The 21,738-nt window shown below is 52.0% G+C and carries 20 protein-coding genes and 1 tRNA gene; 11 read left to right on the top strand and 10 right to left on the bottom strand.

Annotated features, from left to right (window positions below; genetic code table 11):
* Positions 1 to 36: 36 nt before the first annotated feature.
* Positions 37 to 453: a SoxR reducing system RseC family protein gene (locus B3F49_RS11160; RefSeq protein WP_293911097.1), complete on the bottom strand. Its 417-nt coding sequence runs from the start codon at positions 451 to 453 to the stop codon at positions 37 to 39.
* On the bottom strand, positions 441 to 1,256 hold the full coding sequence (locus B3F49_RS11155) for a TIGR00282 family metallophosphoesterase (protein WP_293911095.1): 816 nt from the start codon (positions 1,254 to 1,256) through the stop codon (positions 441 to 443). Before B3F49_RS11155 ends, B3F49_RS11160 begins: the two co-directional genes overlap by 13 nt.
* Before the next feature lie 207 nt (positions 1,257 to 1,463).
* On the opposite strand from B3F49_RS11155, the gene B3F49_RS11150 reads away from it, so the two are divergent.
* The gene (locus B3F49_RS11150; RefSeq protein WP_293911094.1) at positions 1,464 to 3,464 is read left to right on the top strand and encodes a beta-glucosidase; all 2,001 of its coding nucleotides are present in this window, start codon (positions 1,464 to 1,466) and stop codon (positions 3,462 to 3,464) included.
* Positions 3,465 to 3,486: 22 nt separating this feature from the next.
* Here B3F49_RS11150 and B3F49_RS11145 read toward each other — a convergent pair.
* Positions 3,487 to 3,560 (bottom strand) — tRNA-Arg (locus tag B3F49_RS11145).
* Positions 3,561 to 3,771: 211 nt separating this feature from the next.
* Between B3F49_RS11145 and B3F49_RS11140 the strand changes: the two genes are divergently transcribed.
* The gene (locus tag B3F49_RS11140) at positions 3,772 to 4,350 is read left to right on the top strand and encodes a hypothetical protein (RefSeq protein ID WP_293911092.1); all 579 of its coding nucleotides are present in this window, start codon (positions 3,772 to 3,774) and stop codon (positions 4,348 to 4,350) included.
* Here the strand turns inward: B3F49_RS11140 and B3F49_RS11135 are convergent.
* Positions 4,347 to 4,652, bottom strand: coding sequence for a hypothetical protein (locus B3F49_RS11135; protein ID WP_293891240.1), 306 nt, complete (start codon positions 4,650 to 4,652; stop codon positions 4,347 to 4,349). The two genes, B3F49_RS11140 and B3F49_RS11135, sit on opposite strands and share 4 nt — an antisense overlap.
* Before the next feature lie 107 nt (positions 4,653 to 4,759).
* Between B3F49_RS11135 and B3F49_RS11130 the strand changes: the two genes are divergently transcribed.
* A complete protein-coding gene (locus B3F49_RS11130; RefSeq protein ID WP_293911090.1) occupies positions 4,760 to 5,668 on the top strand; it encodes a nucleotidyltransferase family protein in 909 nt (302 codons plus the stop codon).
* Here the strand turns inward: B3F49_RS11130 and B3F49_RS11125 are convergent, their stop codons facing one another.
* Complete coding sequence (locus B3F49_RS11125; RefSeq protein ID WP_293911087.1) at positions 5,669 to 6,595, bottom strand: YitT family protein; 927 nt, start codon at positions 6,593 to 6,595, stop codon at positions 5,669 to 5,671.
* 32 nt (positions 6,596 to 6,627) lie between these two features.
* Positions 6,628 to 7,203, bottom strand: coding sequence for a TIGR00730 family Rossman fold protein (locus B3F49_RS11120; RefSeq protein ID WP_293911085.1), 576 nt, complete (start codon positions 7,201 to 7,203; stop codon positions 6,628 to 6,630).
* Between the two features lie 170 nt (positions 7,204 to 7,373).
* On the opposite strand from B3F49_RS11120, the gene B3F49_RS11115 reads away from it, so the two are divergent.
* The 3 genes from B3F49_RS11115 to B3F49_RS11105 all read left to right on the top strand — a co-directional run bounded on the left by B3F49_RS11115 (position 7,374) and on the right by B3F49_RS11105 (position 10,574).
* A complete protein-coding gene (locus tag B3F49_RS11115) occupies positions 7,374 to 8,594 on the top strand; it encodes a hypothetical protein (RefSeq protein ID WP_293911083.1) in 1,221 nt (406 codons plus the stop codon).
* 184 nt (positions 8,595 to 8,778) lie between these two features.
* Positions 8,779 to 9,531, top strand: a complete 753-nt coding sequence (locus tag B3F49_RS11110; RefSeq protein WP_293911081.1) for a Fic/DOC family protein — start codon at positions 8,779 to 8,781, stop codon at positions 9,529 to 9,531.
* Positions 9,532 to 9,548: 17 nt separating this feature from the next.
* Positions 9,549 to 10,574, top strand: a complete 1,026-nt coding sequence (locus B3F49_RS11105) for a 2-hydroxyacid dehydrogenase (protein ID WP_293894361.1) — start codon at positions 9,549 to 9,551, stop codon at positions 10,572 to 10,574.
* Here B3F49_RS11105 and B3F49_RS11100 read toward each other — a convergent pair.
* The 4 genes from B3F49_RS11100 to ftsH are packed head-to-tail and all read right to left on the bottom strand — an operon-like array spanning position 10,552 to position 16,375.
* Positions 10,552 to 11,175, bottom strand: coding sequence for a CpXC domain-containing protein (locus B3F49_RS11100; protein ID WP_293894364.1), 624 nt, complete (start codon positions 11,173 to 11,175; stop codon positions 10,552 to 10,554). The genes B3F49_RS11105 and B3F49_RS11100 overlap by 23 nt on opposite strands.
* A 60-nt stretch (positions 11,176 to 11,235) precedes the next feature.
* Entirely contained in the window at positions 11,236 to 13,467 is a 2,232-nt protein-coding gene (gene rlmKL, locus B3F49_RS11095) for a bifunctional 23S rRNA (guanine(2069)-N(7))-methyltransferase RlmK/23S rRNA (guanine(2445)-N(2))-methyltransferase RlmL (RefSeq protein WP_293894367.1), read from the bottom strand.
* The gene (locus B3F49_RS11090; protein WP_293894370.1) at positions 13,464 to 14,408 is read right to left on the bottom strand and encodes an Hsp33 family molecular chaperone HslO; all 945 of its coding nucleotides are present in this window, start codon (positions 14,406 to 14,408) and stop codon (positions 13,464 to 13,466) included. Before B3F49_RS11090 ends, rlmKL begins: the two co-directional genes overlap by 4 nt.
* Before the next feature lie 11 nt (positions 14,409 to 14,419).
* On the bottom strand, positions 14,420 to 16,375 hold the full coding sequence (gene ftsH, locus B3F49_RS11085) for an ATP-dependent zinc metalloprotease FtsH (RefSeq protein WP_293894373.1): 1,956 nt from the start codon (positions 16,373 to 16,375) through the stop codon (positions 14,420 to 14,422).
* A gap of 99 nt (positions 16,376 to 16,474) precedes the next feature.
* Between ftsH and B3F49_RS11080 the strand changes: the two genes are divergently transcribed.
* The 5 genes from B3F49_RS11080 (at position 16,475) to B3F49_RS11060 (ending at position 21,729) form a co-directional block, all read left to right on the top strand.
* A complete protein-coding gene (locus B3F49_RS11080; protein ID WP_293911079.1) occupies positions 16,475 to 17,200 on the top strand; it encodes an SDR family oxidoreductase in 726 nt (241 codons plus the stop codon).
* 99 nt (positions 17,201 to 17,299) lie between these two features.
* A complete protein-coding gene (locus B3F49_RS11075; protein ID WP_293911076.1) occupies positions 17,300 to 18,733 on the top strand; it encodes a TolC family protein in 1,434 nt (477 codons plus the stop codon).
* A 15-nt stretch (positions 18,734 to 18,748) separates the two neighbouring features.
* Entirely contained in the window at positions 18,749 to 19,870 is a 1,122-nt protein-coding gene (locus B3F49_RS11070; RefSeq protein ID WP_293911073.1) for an HlyD family efflux transporter periplasmic adaptor subunit, read from the top strand.
* A 1-nt stretch (position 19,871) separates the two neighbouring features.
* Positions 19,872 to 20,546: an ABC transporter ATP-binding protein gene (locus B3F49_RS11065; RefSeq protein ID WP_293911071.1), complete on the top strand. Its 675-nt coding sequence runs from the start codon at positions 19,872 to 19,874 to the stop codon at positions 20,544 to 20,546.
* A gap of 1 nt (position 20,547) precedes the next feature.
* Positions 20,548 to 21,729, top strand: coding sequence for an ABC transporter permease (locus B3F49_RS11060; RefSeq protein ID WP_293911068.1), 1,182 nt, complete (start codon positions 20,548 to 20,550; stop codon positions 21,727 to 21,729).
* The last annotated feature ends 9 nt before the right edge of the window (positions 21,730 to 21,738 follow it).

The following is a 21,738-nucleotide window of genomic DNA, read 5'->3' as shown; positions in this document are numbered from 1 at the left end:
CCTTGAGTATACCGGCGCCCAAGCCTTTGGGCAATCTCAATCTTGGCTCTCTTCTGAGAGGATTTGCTCCACAATCGGGAGGTAGCGTTTCTGTGAAGTCCGAAAATAGGACCAGACAAAGAGAAATCCCAATCCGATGGAGGCGAGTGCCACCAAAAAGGAGCCGCCTTCGGAAAAGCCCGCCAACTGCGAGAGATAGTAGCCGACAGGGAAGAGGGCCAAGGGGAAAATGAGCGTTATAAGCGTCCCCGCTATGGTTCTGGACGGCTTGAGGTAAATCCGGACCGCCTGACCGGCCTGGACTGCCAGACGGGTTTTATTCCATGCTTCAAACCGCTTGCCTTTGGTATTGCAGAAGGCTTCACCTTTACAACCATTGCAGGCCGAACTGGTACAAGAGACCTCCAGCATTTCAGGTGAGAGAATTTTTGTAACGGTGACTATTTCATACATGTTTGTTCCTCCTTGCTTTCAACGGCAACTCGAATGGTTTCAATGGCGGTTGCTTTGCCGTCATCAGCAATATCCACCAGAACGCCGACAAGGGCAAGGTCGTCCCAGCACTCCTGGCTTCGAGTGGGAACCTGGGTGATATGTTTCTCGATCTCCACCTTGCTGTCAAACCCTCCGACACTCAGTTGGCTGCCGCAGCGGCCATTGTCGGAAATATAGGCGGTCCCCCCTTTGAGGATGGCAGCGTCGGCGCTGAGAACCTTGGTATGCGTACCGATGACGGCACTTGCCTTGCCATCGAGCATGAAGCCCATCGTCAGTTTTTCGGCTGTCGGGGATGCATGGAACTGAACCAATGCCAAGGCTTGGTCTTCCTTCGCCTTGTCCACCAGAATCTGGGCGAGACTAAACGCGTTGGAGAGGTGGGTTCTGGGGAAATCTGCATTTCCCAATATATTGATTACGCAGACCTTCCGGTCATTGACCGTCAGATAGCGGACTCCGCGTCCTGGATTCTGCTGCGGGTAGTTGGCAGGTCGCAAAATGGAGGGGTTCTTATCGATGAATTCCACCATGTCCATCTTGTAGTATATTTTTTCTCCACCGGTGATTACATCTATTCCCAGTTTGAGAAGCTGCATGCTGTGGGCGCGGCCCAGGCCGAACCCGTTGGTGGCTCCTTCGCCGTTGGCGATTACCAAATCAATCTCGCGTTCCATCCGCAAAGGTCGTAGTGCATCCTTGACAGTCTTGATGCCCGCTTTGCCGACAATTTCGCCTAAAAAGAGTACTCGTATGCTCATACCCTTACAGTACCGAGTTTTTCCATGGGAAGGCAAGGCTTGTCGTGCTACAATTACCCCAAGGGGGCGGCTGTGTCGGTACGTTGGTTCCAGAAGGCATTCAAGAGAGTTATACAAAAGCGGATGATGCGGCTGTTGGAAAACAGGTCCTTTACATTGGACCATCAGCCAATGCAATTGGTTGTGCCTGACGGAGAGGAAGCATCGATGGCAAAGCGGCTTCTCTCAGAGATGACGCTTGAGGAGAAGATTTCTCTTCTGTCCGGTCGTGATGAGTTCTGTATTCCGGGTATCGAACGGTTGGGTCTTAAGCCGGTTTGGACCAGCGACGCCACCATCGGACTCAGGGGGTGGAAGACTCCGGTAACGGACTTTCCCGCCGCCATTGCCCTTGCATCCACGTTTGACAATGACTTGCTGTACCAAGTAGGGCGGGTAATGGGTCATGAGTGCCGTGCCCTCGGAGTCGGAGTGTTGCTCGGCCCGGGTGTGAACATCGCCCGCGTTCCTGTCTGTGGAAGGAACTTCGAGTACTTTGGCGAAGACCCGTACCTGGCCGGGGAGATGGCCGCAAGCTATATCAGAGGGGTCCGTACCTATCCGGTGATTACCACTGTAAAGCATTTTGCCTGCAATAATAGCGAATATGACCGTCATAAATCCAACTCTGAAGTTGATGAGCGCAGCCTCAGGGAGCTTTATCTGCCTGCCTTCAAAAAGGCTTTGGAAGCGGGCAGCCTGGGCATTATGACGAGCTACAATCAAGTGAACGGCATCTATAGCAGCGAACACCCCTATTTGATCGGGTCGATTTTGAGAGGGGAATGGGGGTTCGATGGTTTGGTTGTCAGCGATTGGAATTCGCTGTACAGCACTGATGGAACATTGAAAAACGGGGTGGACTTGGAGATGCCGAAAGGCAGATACTTTACCCGTGAACTGGTTCTGGATGCCTTGGCAAGGAGGGCCGCCACCCAAGAGGATATCGATGCGAAAGTCCTGCATCTGCTCACCTCCTACGAGAAAGCAGGCCTGTTCTCCGCTCCGATGGCCGATCCGGCATGCCGAGCCGGTACCCAGGAGAGCCGGGCTGTTGCGCTGAACGCCGCACTGGGTGCCCCGGTGCTCTTGAAGAACGAAGAGCAAGCCCTCCCGCTTTCGCCTTCATCGAGAATTTGCATTGGAGGGACCAATGCATATACGGTCGCCCAAGGCGGTGGATCATCGATGGTCCAATTGGAAACCGCACCCCTGACATTTGCAGAGCTGATGCAGAAGGAGGGATCCTTCTTGCTTCCAGGGCGTTGGTTCAAGCATTCGCATCTCAAGCAACGAGTTCGCAGCAGCAATGCCGTGGTGTTGGTGGTGGGATTTGACCACATTGAAGAGAGTGAGGCATACGACCGGCCGTGGGCGTTGAATGCAGTTGATTTGAAGGCCATCAAAACTGCCGTTCGGCTGAACAAGCGGACCATTGTAGTCGTACAGAGCGGCTCTGCTGTCGAGATGGAGAGCTGGCAGGATGGTGTGGCGGCTATTTTGTACACTTCGTTTCTGGGATCTTCAACAGCCCAAGCCCTCAAGGCCTTGCTGTTCGGCCAGGTAAGCCCGAGCGGGAAACTTCCGTTTACCCAGGCTCGATATTTGCATGAGTATCGTGCAATGCGATCCTATCCCAAGAATTTTGATACCGTAACCATCAATCGGATCAAGAAGGGGCAGGGCAATCCTAAGGTTCGGGAGGTGCAGAAGCTCTGCTATACGGAAGCCTTGATGACAGGGTATCGCCAGTTCGATACAGAAGGGCCCGAACCCTTGTATTGTTTCGGCCACGGTTTGAGCTATAGTTCCTTCTCCTATGACTTGGCGGGTGTGAAGGAGTTGGAAGAAGGGCGGTGGGACCTTGCGGTAACGATTACCAATACAGGCCGCTGTCCTGCTGCTGAGGTTGTCCAACTCTATGTCCATCCTTTGGATCCTGTGGTATTCCGTCCCACCCAAGAGTTGAAAGGCTTTTGCAAAGTGTTCCTTCAGAGCCGGGAGAGAAAAGAGGTCCATTTTGCAGTGGACGAAACGGCTTTCGAGCACTGGGATCTCGATGCATGGAAGTTTGTCAGTGATGAGGGGCAGTACGAATTGCGAATTGGTTCCAGCAGCAGGGATATCCGATGCAGGGTTGTGGTGGACTATAAGAAAAGGAAGCCATGAATTTCATGACTTCCTGATTTATTGAGCCCGGCGGGGTTCGAACTCACGACCTTCTCCTCCGGAGGGAGACGCTCTATCCAGCTGAGCTACGGGCCCAAAGCTCTGTCATCGTACGGCAGAGAGCTTGGCTGTGTCAAGGGGAGAAGCAGGAAATCCTATGACACGAGAGAAGACATAGATAAAACAATATAGTATAGTAAAATATATTTTATTTACTTGTGAGTCTTTGTTCTGGACAATTTCAACATCCTCAACTCTTGACACTTGTTTCTTCTCTAATTACACTTCTCTTTAGAAGGGAATCAGTATGAAGGAACACAGATTGAAGAAATCAGTACAGCGAGCATTCCTGTTTATTGCAGCATCGGTCTTTTGTGCATTCCCCCTCATTGCTTCACCTTTGCCGTTCACCAATGTCGAGGTGCGCGGCCAGATGCCCGTCCAGGAGATTTTTCGGGTTCAGCAAAACCTGGCTGCCTTGAATTTCAATCTTGCAGAGAGCAGAAACAGCATTGTGCAGGTAGGTTCCTACACGTTGGTTTCCAATAATGCGGTTTCTCAATTTCGCATGGCAATCCGTCCGGGTGAATTTGGCGATCAGGACCAATTTGCATTCGTCTTGGATCAAAACGAGCCCTTGCTCCCAAGCCAACTCTCCGTGATTCCTTTTATTGTCCGCGTCAGCAGCGGTATCTCCGGCTCTGTGAGTGTCTCCGGCCGCCAGGCGATGGAAAAAGATCTCGGGGTACGCGGCGTGTATGGCAACAATCAGGCGATTCTCTATGAGAGCGGTGAAATTCTGGCGGAGATTCCTGATTTTGATCCCGACTTGTATGCAACCGGATGGTATTCGGCCGCCATCCAACTCAGTATCGAAGTGCTCTAGATAAACTCCTCGTCGGAAAAGAAATCGTCTTCGTCGTCATCCTCATGGAACTGCACTTTCAACAGGTCTTTCAACCACTGATTGTCATCTTCATGCTCAGTTTCACGACAACTTGCTTCCTCTCTGCTTTCAGCAAGCCAGGTCTCCAAGGCAACCAAGGTTTCCTTGCTGGCAAAGCACGGGTGTACTGAATCGATGAATTGCTCGTCTTTGTCGTTGAGCAAGTAGAACGGACACTCTTTGCAGTGAGCCGACGAGTGGCAGAAACTGATGACTTGGGAATACCATGCTTGATTATTCATGTGCGTAGCATACTCCATGGTTTATGGTTTTTCCATACTTTGTTCGTTTGACTAGGCGAACATGCAGGATTAGAATGATTGTATAACTAGAAGAAGAGGAGAGGTAGATGAAACCGACACTATTGGTATTGGCAGCCGGTATGGGTAGCCGCTACGGCGGGATCAAACAGATAGACAGCGTGGGTGCTCATGGGGAAACCCTTCTCGATTTCGGGGTATACGACGCAAAGAAAAGCGGTTTTGAGAAAGTGATTTTCATGATTCGCAAGGACATCGAAAAGGATTTCCGCGAGCGTCTGTTCGACCGGATTGCACAGAATATGGATGCTTCCTATCTTTTTCAGAACAAGGATTCCTTGCTTACTGAAGAGCAGAAGCAGCTTTCTTGCAACCGCAAGAAGCCTTGGGGTACCATTCATGCTGTCCTCTGTGCCAAGGATGCAATCAAGGAGCCGTTTGCCGTCATCAATGCAGATGACTACTATGGACGGGAATCCTTCTTCATCCTTGCCCAACATCTTGGTTCGCTAAAGCAGGGCAGCCGCGAGCATGCCATGGTGGGGTATGTGCTCGATCATACGATGAGCAGGAGCGGGACGGTCAGTCGGGCCATCTGCAATGTGAAGGATGGATACCTGATCGATATGGAGGAACATACGAAGATCGGGTATGTGGGCGAACAGGTGGTGAGCCATCGGGAGAGCGGTGATCTCCACTTGACCGGCAAGGAGTGGGTTTCCATGAACTTCTTCGGGTTCGCCCCTTCCGCCTTCGAGAGCTTTTCCTCATATTGGGATGCTTTCATCCAGAAAAATATTCGTGATGAGAAAGCAGAGTGCTACCTGCCCAACGGGGCCAGCAACATCGTCACGAAGAATGAGGGAAAGATTCGCTTCTATACCACCCAGGAGAGCTGGTTTGGTATGACCTATAGCGAGGACCGGGAGAACGTGAAGGAGCAGTTGGCCAAGAAAATTCGAAGCGGCTACTATCCTGAGAAGCTTTGGAAGTATTGATCAAGGCTGTTTTTTCTGCTTTTGCGTCACATCGGAAAGTCCGGCCCAAGCAGCTTCCTCGATGGGGGTGAACCCCTCACCGAGGACTTTGTATGCTTCCTGGACTATCATGAAGGCATACTTGTCGTGTCGGTGGACGATATTGGTCAGCGCTCCGAGTTTGTTGTTGGAAACCACAGTCATGATGACCGGACGGTCGAAACCGGTATACATGCCGCTGCCATAGAGAATTGTTCCGCCGTGTCCCAACTCCTTGAGGATTTCTTGTTCAATTTCCTTGTGCTTGTCGCTGATGATGAACACGGTTTTTGCCGAACGGGTGCCGAAGGAAAGCACGACCTTGTCGATGGTCAGTCCGACGATGTAAACGGTGATCGTAGCATAGAGTGCCATTTCCAGTGAGAATATGAAGGCGCTTGCGGCGATGATGAAGGCATCGACGAGGAATAAGGAGGTGCCTGTGGACAGCGGCGTGAATCGTGCCACTATCTGTGCCAGGATGTCGGTTCCCCCGGTGTTGGCGCCGCTGCGCAAGACGAGGCCTACGCCCAACCCCATCAAGACACCGCCCGAAATCGCCGAGAGCAGAATGGAAAGGGGATTGGAGTAGTCCAGAACCCCGTCATACCCCGCCCATGCATTGATGAGGGAGGTGAAAAGGGAGAGCAATATGGTTCCTGCCAAGGATTTGATCCCGTATTGCTTGCCAAAGATGGCCACTCCAAGGAGAAAGAGGGGAACAGAGAGGATGAAAATGGATAGGCCGGTATCCAGCTTGATGGTGTGGTACAGGATGATGGCGATACCACTTACCCCTCCACTGGCGATTTTTGCCGGAGAAGAGAAGAGAGCGATTCCCAAGGCCGTGAGAAACGACCCTGTCGTGATGTAGAAGAGTTCCAGCATATGATAATGGCGTTTGGTCATGGAATAAGCATAGTCCTTCTCTGCTGGTTTTTCTACAGCTTGTCACTGAGCCTGCTTTCAAAGAGTGTGAGCCTCTCAAAGAGTTTTTCGATGTCCGACTCCACAATGAGGGCCTTAAGATGATCGGGCTTGAGAAAGCCTTCCTGCACACTGTGCTGAAGAAATGTGAGCAGACAGTCGTAGAAGCCGGCTGTGTTGAGCAGGGCAACCGGTTTTGCGTGGTAGCCCAATTGCAGCCATGTGTAGACTTCCAATATCTCTTCGAAGGTGCCGATGCCTCCGGGCAATGCCACGAATGCATCAGCAAGTTTGTACATGGTTGCCTTGCGTTCATGCATTGTCTGGACCACGATCAACTGTTCTTCGACTGAATGCCGGCAAATGTCACTGCGGTGCAACGCTTCGGGAATTACTCCGATTACTCTGCCACCTTGGCTGTGAAGGCTCTCTGCAACAATGCCCATGAGGCCTCGGTTTCCACCTCCATATATAAGCGTGGTCTGCCTTTTATACATCGCCAATCCCAATTCCCTGGCCGTTTCCCGGTAGATGGATTTGGTCCCTTCGCTGCTTCCACAGAATACTGCAATAGAGGTAATTGTGTTCATACCGACCAGCCTATCGATATCCAAAAGGTATGACAATAGGTCGAGATTTGGAGTGACACCAAGCACATTTGCTTGTTATAATCTGATGAGAAGTGTATGATGGATGTAACGACCGCAGACAAGAATTTGATGTTCGCCTTGTTTTGGGCTATGTATAGGAGTTATGCATTATGAGAATGAAATTCATTGCTTTATTGGCAGCTTTGGTCTTGTTACCTGCCGTATTGTTCGCTGTCCCTGTTGTAGTGACCTGGGAGTGGTTGCTTGAAGATCCGATGGTCACGACATTCAGGTATCAGGTCAACGGCGAGGACGATGACAAATGGACAGTTGTCGATTCATCTGTCACAAGCCATACCGAACGTGGTTTGGATGGGACCATCGCACACACTCTGTATCTGCAGCAGTCCTACGACGGCATCCATTTCAGTGACAGTGCAATCTCTGTAGCCGAGCCGATGTTCCCTGCAATCGAGGAGATGCCCGTCATTGCCGAAGAACCGGTTGTTGTTGCTGAGCCTGAAACAGCCGCCCCTGTAGCGGAAGAGATGCCGGTGGTGGCATCTGCACAGGAGATTGCGCTTCCTGTTGAAGAAGAGATTCTTCCTGTTGCCGAGGAATTTGCACCTGTAACCGAAGAAGTGGTTGCAGTGGCTGAAGAAGTAGTTCCCGTAACCGAAGAGGTGATTGCGAGCGAAGAGATTGCTCCGATTGCAGAAGAGCCGGTCATGGTTGCTGAACAAGCAGCCGAGCCGGTTGAACCGGCACCCGAAGCAGTGGTTGCGGCCCAGCCTGAGCCGGTTGCCGCCCCTGTCGAGCCTGGAGAACCGCCCAAGGCTAAAGACGAGAGCAGGTACTACACCACCATCAGTCTGGGTGGAACACTCAATTGGCAAGATCCTGCACTTCCTTCCTACGGCAGGTTTAACCTCCAAGCCGGAGTCGGTCTGCAGTTGAACAACCTGATGACCTTCAACAAGTCTCTGGGTTTGGGTGTTGATGTCGATTTGATGTATTCTCCCTACAAGGTATCCACCTATGGTTGGCGCACTGCAGTCCAGGACGTCTTCAAATTCGATTTTGCTACTGCATTCGGCAATCTTGACCATGCCTTGACCATCTCGGTCGCGCCGATGCTGAACATGGAGTTCGGCAAGGTAGCCTTCGACCTTGGAGTCGGCGGGTTCTTCACCTATGGTTCGTCCTTGGCTACGACTGATGGAGACTCAATGCTCTATGGAGCCTTTGCAAAGGCAGCCCTTGAGTACAAGTTCAACAAGAGCTTCAGCATGGGTGTAAGCGGCAAGTATGGATTCATCCTCAGTGAAGGGGATCTTTCAAGTGCACCTCAATTTGCGGAAGGAACCGTCTACATGGGCTTCTCCTTCTGACAGGGTTGCTCATTCATCATAGAAAAGAGCCCAGTGATGGGCTCTTTTTTCTCACAGTGCCTTGACCTCACTTCTTTGGTATGGCTATCATAGAATAAGTTGGTATAACAGTTTCTTGTTTTTGCAGGTGTAAGATCATCTGCATCACTTGCCTGGTACAGGTAAAAGGATGGTTAGTGTTTTTATGAAAGCAGGCCGAGTGCAAGCATGCATCGACTATATCAAGTTCAATCATGAAGCAGAAGGTTTTGAGTTTTCCGAAGAAGAGGAGCAGGCAATACGCGGTGTGCTTGAAGGGGATGCGAATGCAGACGAGCTGATTCAGGCCTACATTGACAGCCATTCTCTTTCTACAGAATATGTACCTCCTCAAGATGAACTGTCCTTCTATCCTCATACTTCCTCATTGGTCAACTATTTTTCCATCAAGGAGAGGGCCAAGCTCAGAAGGGTGGAGGCATACATGGCAAACATCCGCACAGCTGAAATGCTGACAGAGACTGTGCAGAACACCTATGACTTCGACTACCTCAAGTCAATTCATGAACGGATGTTCGGCGATGTCTATCCTTCAGCAGGAATGAGCCGCACAACCGTTGCTGCAAAACGAACCGTATTCTGCAGTCCGGAGTACATCGACAGCGCTGCAGAGGATATTTTCACCCGTCTCAGAAAGGATCGGTACCTCGTCGGTCTCGACCGTGAAACCTTCATCAACGACCTTGCTTTCTATATGGGAGAGGTTGAGGCGTTGCATCCCTTCAGGGATGGGAATGGAAGGGCTGCGCGATTGTTTTTCTATCAACTCACCATGAATGCCGGGTACGATATTGATTGGTCACTCGTCGATGCCGATCGACTGTTGGAAGCCGATATCAGCGCCATTGATGGAGATTACCAACTCCTGATCGACGTTCTGGAAGAAGTCGTCATTTAGTACAAGGAGTACCGCCAGTGACACGCGTTGCATTTTTTGACACCAAGCCGTATGACAAGGTCTGGTTTGACCGGTTATCTGGTGAATATGGCGTAGAAATAACCTATTTCGAATCAAAACTGAACGAACGCACCGCTTCCCTGGCAGCAGGCTATGAGGTTGCGTGCGCTTTTGTCAACGATACCATCACCGAAGCTGTGATCAACGAGTTGTATGAGGGCGGGGTACGCCTGCTGGCCATGCGTTGCGCCGGATACAACAATATCGATTTCAAGGCAGCCTTCGGGAAAATCCACATCGTCAGGGTTCCGGCTTACTCGCCCTATGCTGTAGCAGAGCACGCGATGGCACTGCTGTTGAGCGTGGTACGACAAACCCATCACAGTTATGTACGGACCCGTGAATTCAATTTCAGTCTCAATGGTTTGGTCGGATTCGACCTTCATGGGAAAACCATCGGGGTGGTGGGTACGGGAAAAATTGGAAAGGTGTTCATCGATATCTGCAAAGGGTTCGGGATGCATGTGCTTGCCTACGACCCTTATCCGGATCCGAAGCTCGAGGTGACCTACTGTAGTTTTGAGGAGCTTTGCAGGCAGTCGGACATCATCAGCCTGCATTGCCCGCTGACTGAACAGTCGTTCCACCTCATCAATCGCAACACCATCTCCCTGATGAAGGACGGCGTTGTTCTGATCAACACCTCCAGAGGCGCCCTTGTGGAGAGCCAGGCTTTGCTGGAAGGTATCAAAAGCAAGAAGATCGGGGCGGCGGCGCTGGATGTCTACGAGGAGGAAGGCGAGGTCTTCTATGAGGATCGAAGCACCACCATTCTCGATGACGATGTGCTGATGCTCCTCATCTCCATGCCCAACGTGCTGGTGACCAGCCACCAGGCTTTCCTGACCAAGGAAGCACTGCATAATATCGCCCAGACCACGTTGGGCAGCATACAATCCTTCGCCTCAGGAGATGTGATGGAGCATGAGATCTGCTACCAGTGCGACACGTGTAAAAAGGTTACCGGTCAGCGCTGTTTCTGATGTGCTCGTACGCCCATCTCTGATCGACTGCAGTGAAGAACCCCGGTTTTATGGGAAACTGTTGTGCAGTCTGGAGCAGCTGTTCATACAACTCATCCTCACACTCGATCGAGCCCTCCAAAGCTCCATTGCCGTCAAGAACAGAGAAGAGCAGCTTGTCTGTTTGCGTCTGATATTCGGCAAAATAGAGCTGGGCATCCGGCTTTTGTAGATACATGGTCAGATAGAGCTTGCACAGCTCGATGGTTCGGTCGTCAAGGTTGCTGTCCAGCAGCAGGATTTTTTCCTTCAAGCCTGCAGCTGTTGAGACCAAGCGCAGGGTGTAGGATTGCAATCCTTGCCTGCCGATACCATCCCCATCCAGTTCCCGTACTTCCGATTGGGGAGCCAGAAGAAGGCCGATGTGTTGTTTCTCATCGACGACCAGCAGTTCATGCAGAACGGTGAACTGTTTTGCGCATGATGGGCAGTTCACGGTAAAGAGAGAGTCCGTGAGTATGGCCAGCTTCTGCTTGGGATGCTTGTTCAGATCCAAAAACGGATGCAGTTCGTGCTTTCCTGCGTGTTGGCAGTGGGGGCAGGTGAGGGTTGCTTCTTGCATAGCGAGACTCTAGCACGAGTGAAGAGTAAAAGGAAGCTCCCTTGCGGGAGCCTCTCTCGGTTATTTCTTGCGCACCACCTTGATCGTTGGTTTCGTGTCTTTGCTTGTGACGACGGTTCGATGCTTGATCAAGAAGGTATAGTGAATTTTCTGGTCGCGTGCAAAATCCTCTGCGATGGTGCTTGGTGTGATGTCCTGGACATCAAATTCTTCAAGCAACCGCTCATCAAGGCGGAATTTGCGGTAGTTGCAGCTGAAGATCAACGTGCCTTTCGGGTCAAGGTGCATCATGCAAGCCTTGATCAACCTGACTTGGTCCCGGTCTACATCGAAGCTCGCCCGTCCCTTTCCGTTGGAGAACGTCGGGGGGTCGCAGAAGATCAAATCGTAGCGGTCATACGTATCGAAGAGGAACTCAAGGCAGTCACTGCGATAGAAGAAGTGGTTCATCTCGGTATATCCGTTGAGCTGCATGTTCTTCATCGCCCAATCCAGGTAGGTTGCGGATGCATCGACACTGACTGTGCTCAAAGCCCCTCCCTTTGCCGCTTGGACGGTTGCCGTACCGGTGTAACAGAAGAGGTTGAGGAAACGTTTGCCTTCCGACATTTCGGCAATCTGCTTGCGGATGGGCCGGTGGTCGAGGAATATTCCTGTATCGAGATAGTCGGTGAAGTTGACCAGATATTTCACCCCGTTCTCATTGATGATGTAGAACTTGTCGGTGCTGGCCATCTTTTCGTACTGTTTCTCTCCCTTCTGCTGGGTTCGCTGCCTGACATAGATTTGCTCGCGGTCGATGCCGGTTGCCCGCTCGGTGGCATCGATAAGCTCCCCAAGGCGCCTGAGGGCGTCCTCTGGATCGATCGTCTCCGGCGGGGCGTACTCCTGCAGGCTGATGTAGCGATCCTCATACAGGTCGATGGCGGCACTGTACTCGGGCATATCGGCATCGTAGATGCGATAACAGCTTACGCCCTGCTGCTGCATGATTGGTTTGAGGTTGGCCAGGTTCTTCACCAAGCGGTTGTACGCCATCCGGGCGCCATCGCCGAGAGGCTGCGCAAGCCGTTCCTTCTTGCGTTCAATCGCCCGCTCGATCATCTGCTGACGCTCCTCGGCGGTGAATACATAGTAATGGGCAATTTGGCACGTGACACCGCCGTTGTTGACGGTATTGGTGCGATCGGGCTTCATGTCGACATGGCTGAGAAGCTCCTGCTGACCGCAAAGAATCGCTACATTCCAGCCGCCGAACAGCGTACTGATCTGTTTGCCAATCTGGCGGTAGAGGACTTCCAAGGACGTGTCGCTCTCCATTCTCAGCCCGTAGGGAGGGTCGGTGATGATGTATCCCACACCTGCCGGAACGTCTGCTTCGGTTATGGTACGAAAGTCCTTGACCTGAAACTTGATCAGGTGGTCGACCTTGGCGAGCTCGGCATGTTTTTTGCTGATCGCCACCGCCTTGGGGTCGTTGTCCCATGCGTGGATTTCGATGGTGCGCTCTTTGGCTTTTTCCGCTCGTTCCATCGCTTCATCGACCACTTCCTCATAGACATCGGGGTCATGGATGGGCAGGTTGAAGAAGTTGAACCGCCGGGCGCTTACCAGACCGGGTGCCCTGTCTGCAGCCCAGAGGGCAGCTTCAATGGCAATGGTTCCCGAGCCGCAGAAGGGATCGAGCAGCATCGGTACGCCTTCGCCTTTTTCCAAGGTTTTCCGCCATTCACTGCGGTAGATGACCGAGCAGGTGAGGTACTCGCTGAGCACAGCATCGGTTTGGGCGACCCGATACCCACGCCGGTGAAGGCCACGGCCGGAAAAATCCACATACCAGGCGACTTTATCGCCGTCGATATGCAGATGGAAGACCACATCGCTGTTCTCCGTATCCACCAAGGGCCTTTCACCGTCGAATTTGGAACGGATGCGATCGACGATGGCATCCTTGAGACGGATTGCGGCAAAGTGGGAGTTCTTCATGTACGGACAGTTCTTCACTGTCTCGGTGACCGAGAAGGTGATGTTGGGATTGACCCAGTCCTCCCAGGGTATCTGGGCGGACGCTTCGTACAATTCGTCTGCATCGAGGATGTCTTCATCCTCGAACAAGCCGAGCAGTACTCTGGTTGCTGTACGCGACCAGAGACAGAATCGGTAGGCCGCAGCAAGGTCGGCTGAGAATTCAACCCCTCCGCTGATCGTCCTGATATCGGTAGCCCCTGCTGCTCTTGCCTCTTCCTCGATGATGTCGTTCATGTACAGGGCTGATGTGGCGAAAAAAATCATTCGGCAACTCCTCCTGCTTCAGAGAGCAGGTGTTCCAACTCGAAACGTTCATAGTGGTAGTGGGTGTTGCAATTCACGCAAACCACCTCCAAGGGGAAGGGGCCGTTCGCAAGAATGTCCTTCTGTTCCTCCTTGTTCAATTGCTGCAGGTACCGGGTGTACTGCTCTCGGGTACAAGGGCAGGAGAACGCTATGAACTGGCTTGCCAAGTGGCGAACCTGATAGGCTTGGAACTGCTGTTCTACATAGGCCCGGATGGTTTTTCCCTCTGCGAGCCAAGTCCCGATCGAGGGTAATTTGGTGGAAAGTTCATCTAGTTCAGCCAATACGCCTTCGTTGCATCCAGGCATTACCTGCAAAAAGAGAGCCCCGCTGCCGGTAACCCGCCCTTGCTTGTCAAAATGCAGGGAGAGGACGAACATGGTGGGAGTTTGTTCCGACTGCTGGTAGTGAAGAGCCAGGTCTTTGGCGAGGTCGCCGTAGGCCATCATGGTTTGGCCGGTGAACGGAGTCTTGCGCCCTTCCAGGATTTTGGAAATGGAAAGGAAACCCGGCCCGTACAGCTCGTTCAAATCGAGACTTTTCAGGCTCTCCTTCAGCGGGATGGGGTTATGCTTGAGGTATCCTCGCACAGCACCCACAGCCCACGACTCTACGAATACCCCTCCGATGGGGCCTCCGCACTCAATATTCAGCTGGATGCGGTCATTTCCTTTTACCGTGGCGCTGAGCAGAGCCCCGGCAAGGTAGGCCTGACCCAGCACGTAGGTTTCCAGCAAGCCCAAATCATGGTTGGCGCGCATTTGGTTTATGAGCTTGGTTGCCGCTATTGCAGTAACGCGTATTTGGTCGTTATGCAAAAGAAACACCTCGCGCCCATCATCGCTTAGGGCGGCAAGGTGTTCTTGTAAGTCTCTATCTTCAATCTTTTTCTTAATCATACGGAAGCAGATTAGACAATGACCTCACTTTTTGCAAGAGCTTGGAACTCTGTTCCATTAATTACTTCATTCTCCAGCAATTTTGCAGTGATTACCTCGAGAGCCTTGCGGTTCTTCTCAAGGTTGGCCTTTACAAGCTGATACCGTTCATTGACGATGCGTGCCGTCTCGGTGTCGATGTATTCCTGGGCTTTCTCCGAGTACTCGCGTGCACCACTCACCCCGGCGATACCGCTCTGGGTCGTAGGAAGGGTGATGTTCCTGTATCGTTCACTCATACCGAATTCGGTAATCATGCGACGAACCAGGTCGCTGGCTCTGGAAATATCATTTCCCGCCCCGGTGGAAATCTCCTGGAAAATGACTTCCTCGGCGGCACGACCGCCAAGCAGGGTGTCGATGTTGCACAAGAGCTCGCTCTGACTGAGCAGGAACCGGTCTTCGGTGGGGTACTGCAAGGTATAGCCAAGAGCTCCCATTCCTCTGGGGATGATGGAAATCTTGCTTACCGGCTCGGCTCCTTCTGTCATGTAAGCGGTCAGGGCATGCCCGGTTTCATGGTATGCAACCCGTTCACGCTCCTTGGCGTTGAGCAGCCTGCTCTTGCGCTCAAGGCCTGCCACCGACTTCTCGATTGCTTCCTCAAAGTCGGCCTGCATTACCTGCTTCCGCTTCTGCCGGACCGCCATCAAGGCGGCCTCGTTGGCTATGTTGGCAAGGTCGGCACCGGCCAGGCCTGCAGCACTTTGGGCGATCTTGCGAAGATCGACGTCGTCGCCGAGCTTGATGTTGCGGGTATGTATCTTCAAAATGGCATACCGCCCTTCCAAGTCCGGTTTGTCGATCAGGACCTGTCGGTCAAAGCGTCCTGGTCTGAGCAAGGCCGGGTCGAGGATTTCAGGTCGGTTGGTGGCTGCGAGGATGATGACACCGGTTCTGGAGTCGAAACCATCCATTTCAACCAACAACTGGTTCAGCGTCTGTTCGCGTTCATCGTTTCCGCCGATTCCCGCCGATACCCGCGAGCGGCCGATGGCATCAATTTCATCAATGAAGATGATGCAGGGAGAGTTCTCACGCGCCTGACGGAAAAGGTCACGCACCCGTGCAGCTCCCACACCGACGAACATTTCGACAAAGTCGGCACCACTCATCTTGAAGAACGGGACACCGGACTCACCGGCAACAGCCTTGGCCAGCAGGGTTTTTCCGGTTCCTGGAGGACCTACCAGCAATACTCCCTTGGGAATCTTTCCCCCGATCTCGGTATACTTGTCAGGGTTCTTGAGAAAGTCGACAACTTCCTCCAGCTCATACTTGCTTTCATCGGCCCCGGCCACGTCGGCAAAGCGAACTCCGGTATCTCCTTCGGCGACAATCTTTGCTTTATTCTGGTTGAAGGAGAGTACCCCCGGGCCGCCTTGACCTCCCATTTTGGAGAATAGGAAGCGCCAGATGAGCATAATGAATATGAACGGGAACGCATAGCTGAGCAAGGTGGATAGAATGCTCGGCTTTGCGGGCGGTACTGCATAGAACTCAACACCTTGCTCTTCAAGGAAGGGAATGAAGGAAGGGTCTTCGACCTTGTAGGTGCTGAAGGATTGCAGCAAGCTTGCTGCATTTGGGTCGGTTGCAAGCGAACGCAGGTCGGTCACAACCTGTTCCTTGGCAAAGGGGTAGCCGATATAGCGTTCTTCCTCTATCGCGACACGTTTGATGGTTCCCTTTTCGATCAGGGATTTGAATTGGGAGTAGTCCACCGAGTATACATTCGTCTGCCTCGATACCATGTAAGTGTTCAGGGCAAGAAACAGCAGGAAGATAATGAAGAAATACCAAAAGGAGAAGGTGAATTTCTTCTTGTCTTTTCCCCCGGATTCATTGACGTGGACCCCCGGTTCTATGTTGAGTTTCTTTTTAAAAGTGTCTTTCCAATCTTTCTCACTCTTATTGTCTTTGCTCATGTGTATGGTTCCTTGTAAGGAGTTTCGAATGTTGCTCCTGCCTTCAAGTATACTGCCGTAATTGCCAATCGGCAACAAGGCCGGTATAGTAATAAGTCTATGAGTAACAAAGATGTTGTGCTTATCACCGGAGGGGCCAAACGTTTGGGAAGGGCATTGGCTCTATCTTTGGCTGCATCCGGATATCGGGTAGTAATTCATTGCAATGAAAGCGTCAAAGAAGCGCAGTATGTAGTTGAGGAACTTGCATTGCAGGGCTTTGAAAGTGCATATGTCCAAGGTGACTTACGTCACCAGGTCCATCTTGATCACTTGTTCAGCCAGGCCGTGCAGGCTTTCGGCCAAGTCGATCAACTGATAAACAATGCATCTCTCTTTCCTTCACGGACGATGGACGAAACGGATTTCGCCTTGTTCGAGCAGGTCATGGCCGTGCACAGCAGTGCACCGTTCTTCCTGACAAAAGCGTTGTATCACCATCTCAAGGCTCGCTCGGCGAAGGGTTCGGTTGTCAATATGCTCGATGCAAAGCTCTCATCGCCTACTGCGTCCCGGCCGGCCTACTACTGTGCCAAGGGAGCTCTTGCCTATCAGACCAAGGCCCTCGCCGCGGCCCTCGGCCCCACGCTTCGCGTGAATGCCGTCTCCCCGGGTTTGGTACTGAGCAATGGGGATGATGCGTATTTTGCAAAGATGCAGCAACAGCTACCACTCAAGTCCACAGGAACGGTGGATGATGTTTGTCAGGCTGTTTCGTATCTTCTCCGTTCTTCATTTGTTACAGGCGTAGACCTCTGTGTCGATGGCGGGCAAAGACTTTTGTAGTTTATGTGGAGTTGGCCCCGTAGCCGTTGCCGTCTGGCTTCCTAATGTACGATAGTGTGGTAGTTATTTGAATATTACGAGGAGCGTAGAGAGATTCATATGCATAACCAAAGACGTTTGGCAGTACTCTGTTTGGTACTTGCCGCAACCGTTCCCCTGACAGCCATTCCTCTCCAGGACTTGATAACCCAAGCCTTGGCTGAAAGTACCAACATGAAGGACTTGGAGTACTCCAAGCAGAAGGCTTTGCTCACTGTCGGCCTCAACCAGGTTGAGGATGAGCTGGGAATTGCTGTTGGCAGTGGAGAGGTCACTGCAACGTACAACTCAGGGAACTATTTTTTTTCTACGTCAGGTACGAACGTCGCCTTCACACTTCCGAATGACGGGAAAACAACGATCAATGTTTCAACCGGTGCCATGGGTGTAGATGCTCCATATTCCTATTCTTCAATCTCTCCAAGTGTTTCTGCAAGCCATACCCTTACCTACGGCTATACGGCCGACAACCAAAAGTCGCTGCTCAACCGCCAGACTGAGGTTCTTGCCCTCAGCACCTATGACTCGAGCAAGTTGAATTTCACTACCAGTTTGTATTCACAGATAGATTCCCTGTTGGAGAATGAGAAATCGATCAAACAGACTGAAAAGGACCTGGCAGACTTGCAGACCAGTTTGCAGCAGAATCTTTCTTTGAAGTTGATCCGCAGCGATAGCCTTGCCTACCAGGCGCAAGAGCAGGCGATCAAGGTGAAGGAAGCAACGCTGGCAAACCTCCAGTCGACCAGGGAGTTGCTGCTTCGCCAGTTTTCCCTGCTGGCCGGGTTTGCCTGGGAAGGCGTGGAAGCGATTCCCGAACCGAATCTTTCATTCACCTCCAACCCCATGGGCAACAGCAGTGTACTGCTAAAGTCCCTTGCCTTGGACTTGGCAAAGGAAGAGCTTGCATTGAAGAAGGCTGAGTTTACCAATAAGAGCCTTGTTTTGAACGGGAGAGTGAAGACTACCCAGACAAGTGGTATTGTTCCAGCTGGCGCAGGACTAGAACGTACGAATTCCATGAGTGTCCAGGCTTCTGCTGCTATCGATGCCAAACAGTTCTCTCTTTCCGGTGGCGTTAATGGGACTTATAATTTTGATACGGGTTCATTTTCCCCTTCTCTCTCCGTTTCCGGCTCCTGGAACAACAACAAGACTCTTGCCAGCGATGCCCTGACCTTGCAGAAGTTGGAAAATGAAGTCCTTATCGCCGAATTAGCCTATCAGACTGCGCTGAATGAGTATTTGCAGAATGCAGCAACATTGGAAAGCAATATTGCAGCTTGGAAGATGACGCATGCCTTGCACAGACAGTCGATGGACTATAATCTGGCACTGTTGAAGCAACAACAAACACTGTTTGAGAAGGGTCTTGCCACCAAGGCGGATGTCGATGATGCTGCCTTTAATGTTGAAATTGACGCATATACGCTGTCCTCTATCTTGTTGGATGGCTTGAAACTTGAAAATCAAATCCGCGCTCTGCAAATCTAAGGGAGAACTGATTCCATGCACGATACCTCGAACGAGCTCAATACCGAACACCAAGTAAGAAACCAACTTCGCAAGAAACTGCGCAGGCAGCGCGTCAAGCGCCTCATCACCACCTTTGTAATTCTTGCCCTTATCGTCTTCGGGCTGTATGTCTACACCTTTTACAAAGAAAACAATCGATTCCCCTGGGCCCAAGAGAAAGAGCAGGTCTCGGCTGTGAAAGAAGTAGAAGCCAAAGTCTATGAGAATGTCTTCTCCACCACCATCGATTTGTCGGGGTATGTGGAACCGATTGAAATCCAGAAGGTCATCCTCCGGGCCGCAGGAGCCGTCACCGATGTCTATGTAAAAGAGGGTGATCGGGTCAAGAAGGGTGACGTCCTTATCGCACTGGACAACACCAGCCAGTTATACGAGGTTGCAAATTTGCAGGCAGAGTTGGAGCGAATCCAGCTTACCGGCAGCCAAAGGGAGTTGGAACTGACGGAGTTGCGCCTGAAATCGGCGATGAACCGCCTCGACTACACCAAGGCTATAGCCAACTTCGATGGGGTTGTGGCAGAGGTCAATGTGAGTGTCGGAGACTATTTTGAAGCAGGGTCGTCGGCTATGACCATCATCGACCGCTCCCGGTTGAAGGCAACAGTCGAAATCGATGAAATCGACATGCAGTATGTGAAACTTGGGCAGAAGGCTGTTCTCTATTTTGATTCCTATTCAGAGTCCTCCATCGATGCAGAGGTCTCCTACATTCCCATGCTTGGGCGATATACCAATCAGGGCATCGGGGTCATGGATGTGGAACTGACCATCGCCGATCCCCCTGTTTCCATCGCTCCCGGATATACCTTCGAAGGTTCGATCACCAGCGAAGGCGAGACAAAGCTTATCCTGCTGCCCCAGAGTGCTGTAACCACCACCCGCGGCGGCAGCACGGTAACCAAGAAGCTTGCCGATGGAAGCACTGTCATGGTTCCTGTGACGGTCAAGTATTTGGGTGAAGGCATCAGCCAGTTGCTCAACGGTGATTTGAAAGTAGGGGATACGGTAATCATCAGGCGCACCGATACTACTGCAGGTGCCTTCTCCGCCATTGGTGGTGGTGCCGGCGGTGGTCCTGGAATGAGGGTATTCTAATATGGCTGAAAGTGTAATACGACTGCAGGATGTCAGGCGGTACTACGTGATGGGGGAGTTTGTAGTAAAAGCCCTCGACGGGGTATCGGTTGACATCAAGCGCGGGGATTTCTCCTCGATCATGGGGCCCTCGGGCAGCGGCAAGTCTACGATGATGAATCTCATCGGATGCCTCGACACCCCGACCAGCGGCCTGATCGACATCGATGGTGAAAACACCGCCGGTCTCAACGAAACCGAACTTGCCTACATCAGGAACCGGAAGGTCGGTTTTGTGTTTCAACAGTTCAACCTGTTGGGTAAACTCACTGCACTGGACAACGTCATTGTTCCCTTGCTCTATGCAGGAATGTCGGTTCGTGAACGCAAGCAGAAAGCCCTGGATGCATTGGAGCGGGTGGGTTTGGCCGACCGACTCCATCATCGGCCGAATGAGCTTTCCGGAGGGCAGAAGCAAAGAGTAGCCATTGCCCGGGCATTGGTGAACGACCCGACGATTCTTTTGGCTGATGAACCGACCGGCGCATTGGATACCAAAACAGGCAATCAGATCATGGAGCTCTTTGAGGAACTGAACAGCGAAGGGCGCACGGTAATTTTTGTCACCCATGACCGTGAGCTGGGCATGCGTTGCCATCGACAGATCCGTATCCGCGACGGAAGGTTGGAGGAGTAGCATGCTGATCGAAAATATCAAGCTGGCATTCAATGCAATGCGCGGCAGCAAAATGAGAACGGCCCTTTCCCTGCTGGGCATCGTCATCGGTGTCGCCTCGGTGGTCGCCATCCTCACCATCGGCCAGAGTGCTTCGCAGAGCATTACCGAGAGCATCGCCGTCGGCGGCTTGGACATGATTACCATCTATCCCTCCTACGGACAACGTACTACAGGAACTTTCAACGAGGAGTTCTCCGATATGCTCATCCGCGATGTTGAAGGACTGCAGACCGTTCTGCCGCAAAACAACAGCAGTGCCCGTGTCCGGTACGGAAAGGAATCCATGAACGCATCGGTTGCCGGGGTGCTTTCCGACTACGGATCGGTATTGAATCTTGAATACGCCGAAGGTTCGTTTTTCAGCGATATGGACAACATCAACCGCCGACAGGTCGTAGTGCTGGGCTCGACGGTTGCAGAAACGTTGTTCCCTGACCAACAAGCCTTGGGTCAGTATGTGAGTCTGTTCCGCAACCAGGCAAAAAGTTATTTGGTCGTCGGGGTGCTTGAATCGAAGGACGCAACCTTCAACCTCTCCTACGACAACACTGTCTTTATTCCCTACAATACCTATGGTCAGAGATTTCTCAGAACCAGCGGAGTAGGAGCGTATGTGGTAAAAGTGCAGGAAGGGTATGACACCATTGAGGTTTCCGACAGGGTTACCGAATATTTGGACGGCATAGTCGGTACCGACGGATACAACCTTTTCAGCCCGGCTTCGCTTGCTGAAATGGCCGACCAGATTACGGGAACCTTCAGTGCCTTCCTTGCAGCCATAGCAGCGATCAGCCTGCTGGTCGGAGGCATCGGAATCATGAACATCATGCTTGTCTCCGTTGCAGAGCGCACGAAGGAAATCGGCATCCGCAAGGCTCTCGGGGCAAGTCCCAGTGTGATTCGCGGACAGTTCATCGTAGAGGCTCTCACCTTGACGATTCTCGGCGGCCTGCTTGGTGTTGCGTTGGGCTCGCTGCTCAGCTATGCGGTGACCAACCTGATGGATTGGTCGTTGCATTTATCCTACGCCTCGTTCATACTTGCAATGGGCTTTTCCATGTTTGTCGGTGTCTTTTTCGGGTGGTATCCTGCGATGAAGGCCTCCCGGCTCGACCCGATCGACGCCCTCAATTATGAATAACATGGGTGG

Source organism: Sphaerochaeta sp. UBA5836 (assembly GCF_002432845.1).
Taxonomy (GTDB): Bacteria; Spirochaetota; Spirochaetia; order Sphaerochaetales; family Sphaerochaetaceae; genus Sphaerochaeta.
The sequence above is the reverse complement of the archived record's forward strand: the minus strand, read 5'-3'. Positions and strand labels throughout refer to the sequence as shown.

Excerpts from the sequence above, each read along its gene's own strand:
- B3F49_RS11160 (WP_293911097.1), bottom strand. The coding sequence starts at position 453 with ATGTATGAAATAGTCACCGTTACAAAAATTCTCTCACCTGAAATGCTG.
- B3F49_RS11155 (WP_293911095.1), bottom strand. The coding sequence starts at position 1,256 with ATGAGCATACGAGTACTCTTTTTAGGCGAAATTGTCGGCAAAGCGGGC.
- B3F49_RS11150 (WP_293911094.1), top strand. The coding sequence starts at position 1,464 with ATGGCAAAGCGGCTTCTCTCAGAGATGACGCTTGAGGAGAAGATTTCT.
- B3F49_RS11140 (WP_293911092.1), top strand. The coding sequence starts at position 3,772 with ATGAAGGAACACAGATTGAAGAAATCAGTACAGCGAGCATTCCTGTTT.
- B3F49_RS11135 (WP_293891240.1), bottom strand. The coding sequence starts at position 4,652 with ATGAATAATCAAGCATGGTATTCCCAAGTCATCAGTTTCTGCCACTCG.
- B3F49_RS11130 (WP_293911090.1), top strand. The coding sequence starts at position 4,760 with ATGAAACCGACACTATTGGTATTGGCAGCCGGTATGGGTAGCCGCTAC.
- B3F49_RS11125 (WP_293911087.1), bottom strand. The coding sequence starts at position 6,595 with ATGACCAAACGCCATTATCATATGCTGGAACTCTTCTACATCACGACA.
- B3F49_RS11120 (WP_293911085.1), bottom strand. The coding sequence starts at position 7,203 with ATGAACACAATTACCTCTATTGCAGTATTCTGTGGAAGCAGCGAAGGG.
- B3F49_RS11115 (WP_293911083.1), top strand. The coding sequence starts at position 7,374 with ATGAGAATGAAATTCATTGCTTTATTGGCAGCTTTGGTCTTGTTACCT.
- B3F49_RS11110 (WP_293911081.1), top strand. The coding sequence starts at position 8,779 with ATGAAAGCAGGCCGAGTGCAAGCATGCATCGACTATATCAAGTTCAAT.
- B3F49_RS11100 (WP_293894364.1), bottom strand. The coding sequence starts at position 11,175 with ATGCAAGAAGCAACCCTCACCTGCCCCCACTGCCAACACGCAGGAAAG.
- rlmKL (WP_293894367.1), bottom strand. The coding sequence starts at position 13,467 with ATGATTTTTTTCGCCACATCAGCCCTGTACATGAACGACATCATCGAG.
- B3F49_RS11090 (WP_293894370.1), bottom strand. The coding sequence starts at position 14,408 with ATGATTAAGAAAAAGATTGAAGATAGAGACTTACAAGAACACCTTGCC.
- ftsH (WP_293894373.1), bottom strand. The coding sequence starts at position 16,375 with ATGAGCAAAGACAATAAGAGTGAGAAAGATTGGAAAGACACTTTTAAA.
- B3F49_RS11080 (WP_293911079.1), top strand. The coding sequence starts at position 16,475 with ATGAGTAACAAAGATGTTGTGCTTATCACCGGAGGGGCCAAACGTTTG.
- B3F49_RS11075 (WP_293911076.1), top strand. The coding sequence starts at position 17,300 with ATGCATAACCAAAGACGTTTGGCAGTACTCTGTTTGGTACTTGCCGCA.
- B3F49_RS11070 (WP_293911073.1), top strand. The coding sequence starts at position 18,749 with ATGCACGATACCTCGAACGAGCTCAATACCGAACACCAAGTAAGAAAC.
- B3F49_RS11065 (WP_293911071.1), top strand. The coding sequence starts at position 19,872 with ATGGCTGAAAGTGTAATACGACTGCAGGATGTCAGGCGGTACTACGTG.
- B3F49_RS11060 (WP_293911068.1), top strand. The coding sequence starts at position 20,548 with ATGCTGATCGAAAATATCAAGCTGGCATTCAATGCAATGCGCGGCAGC.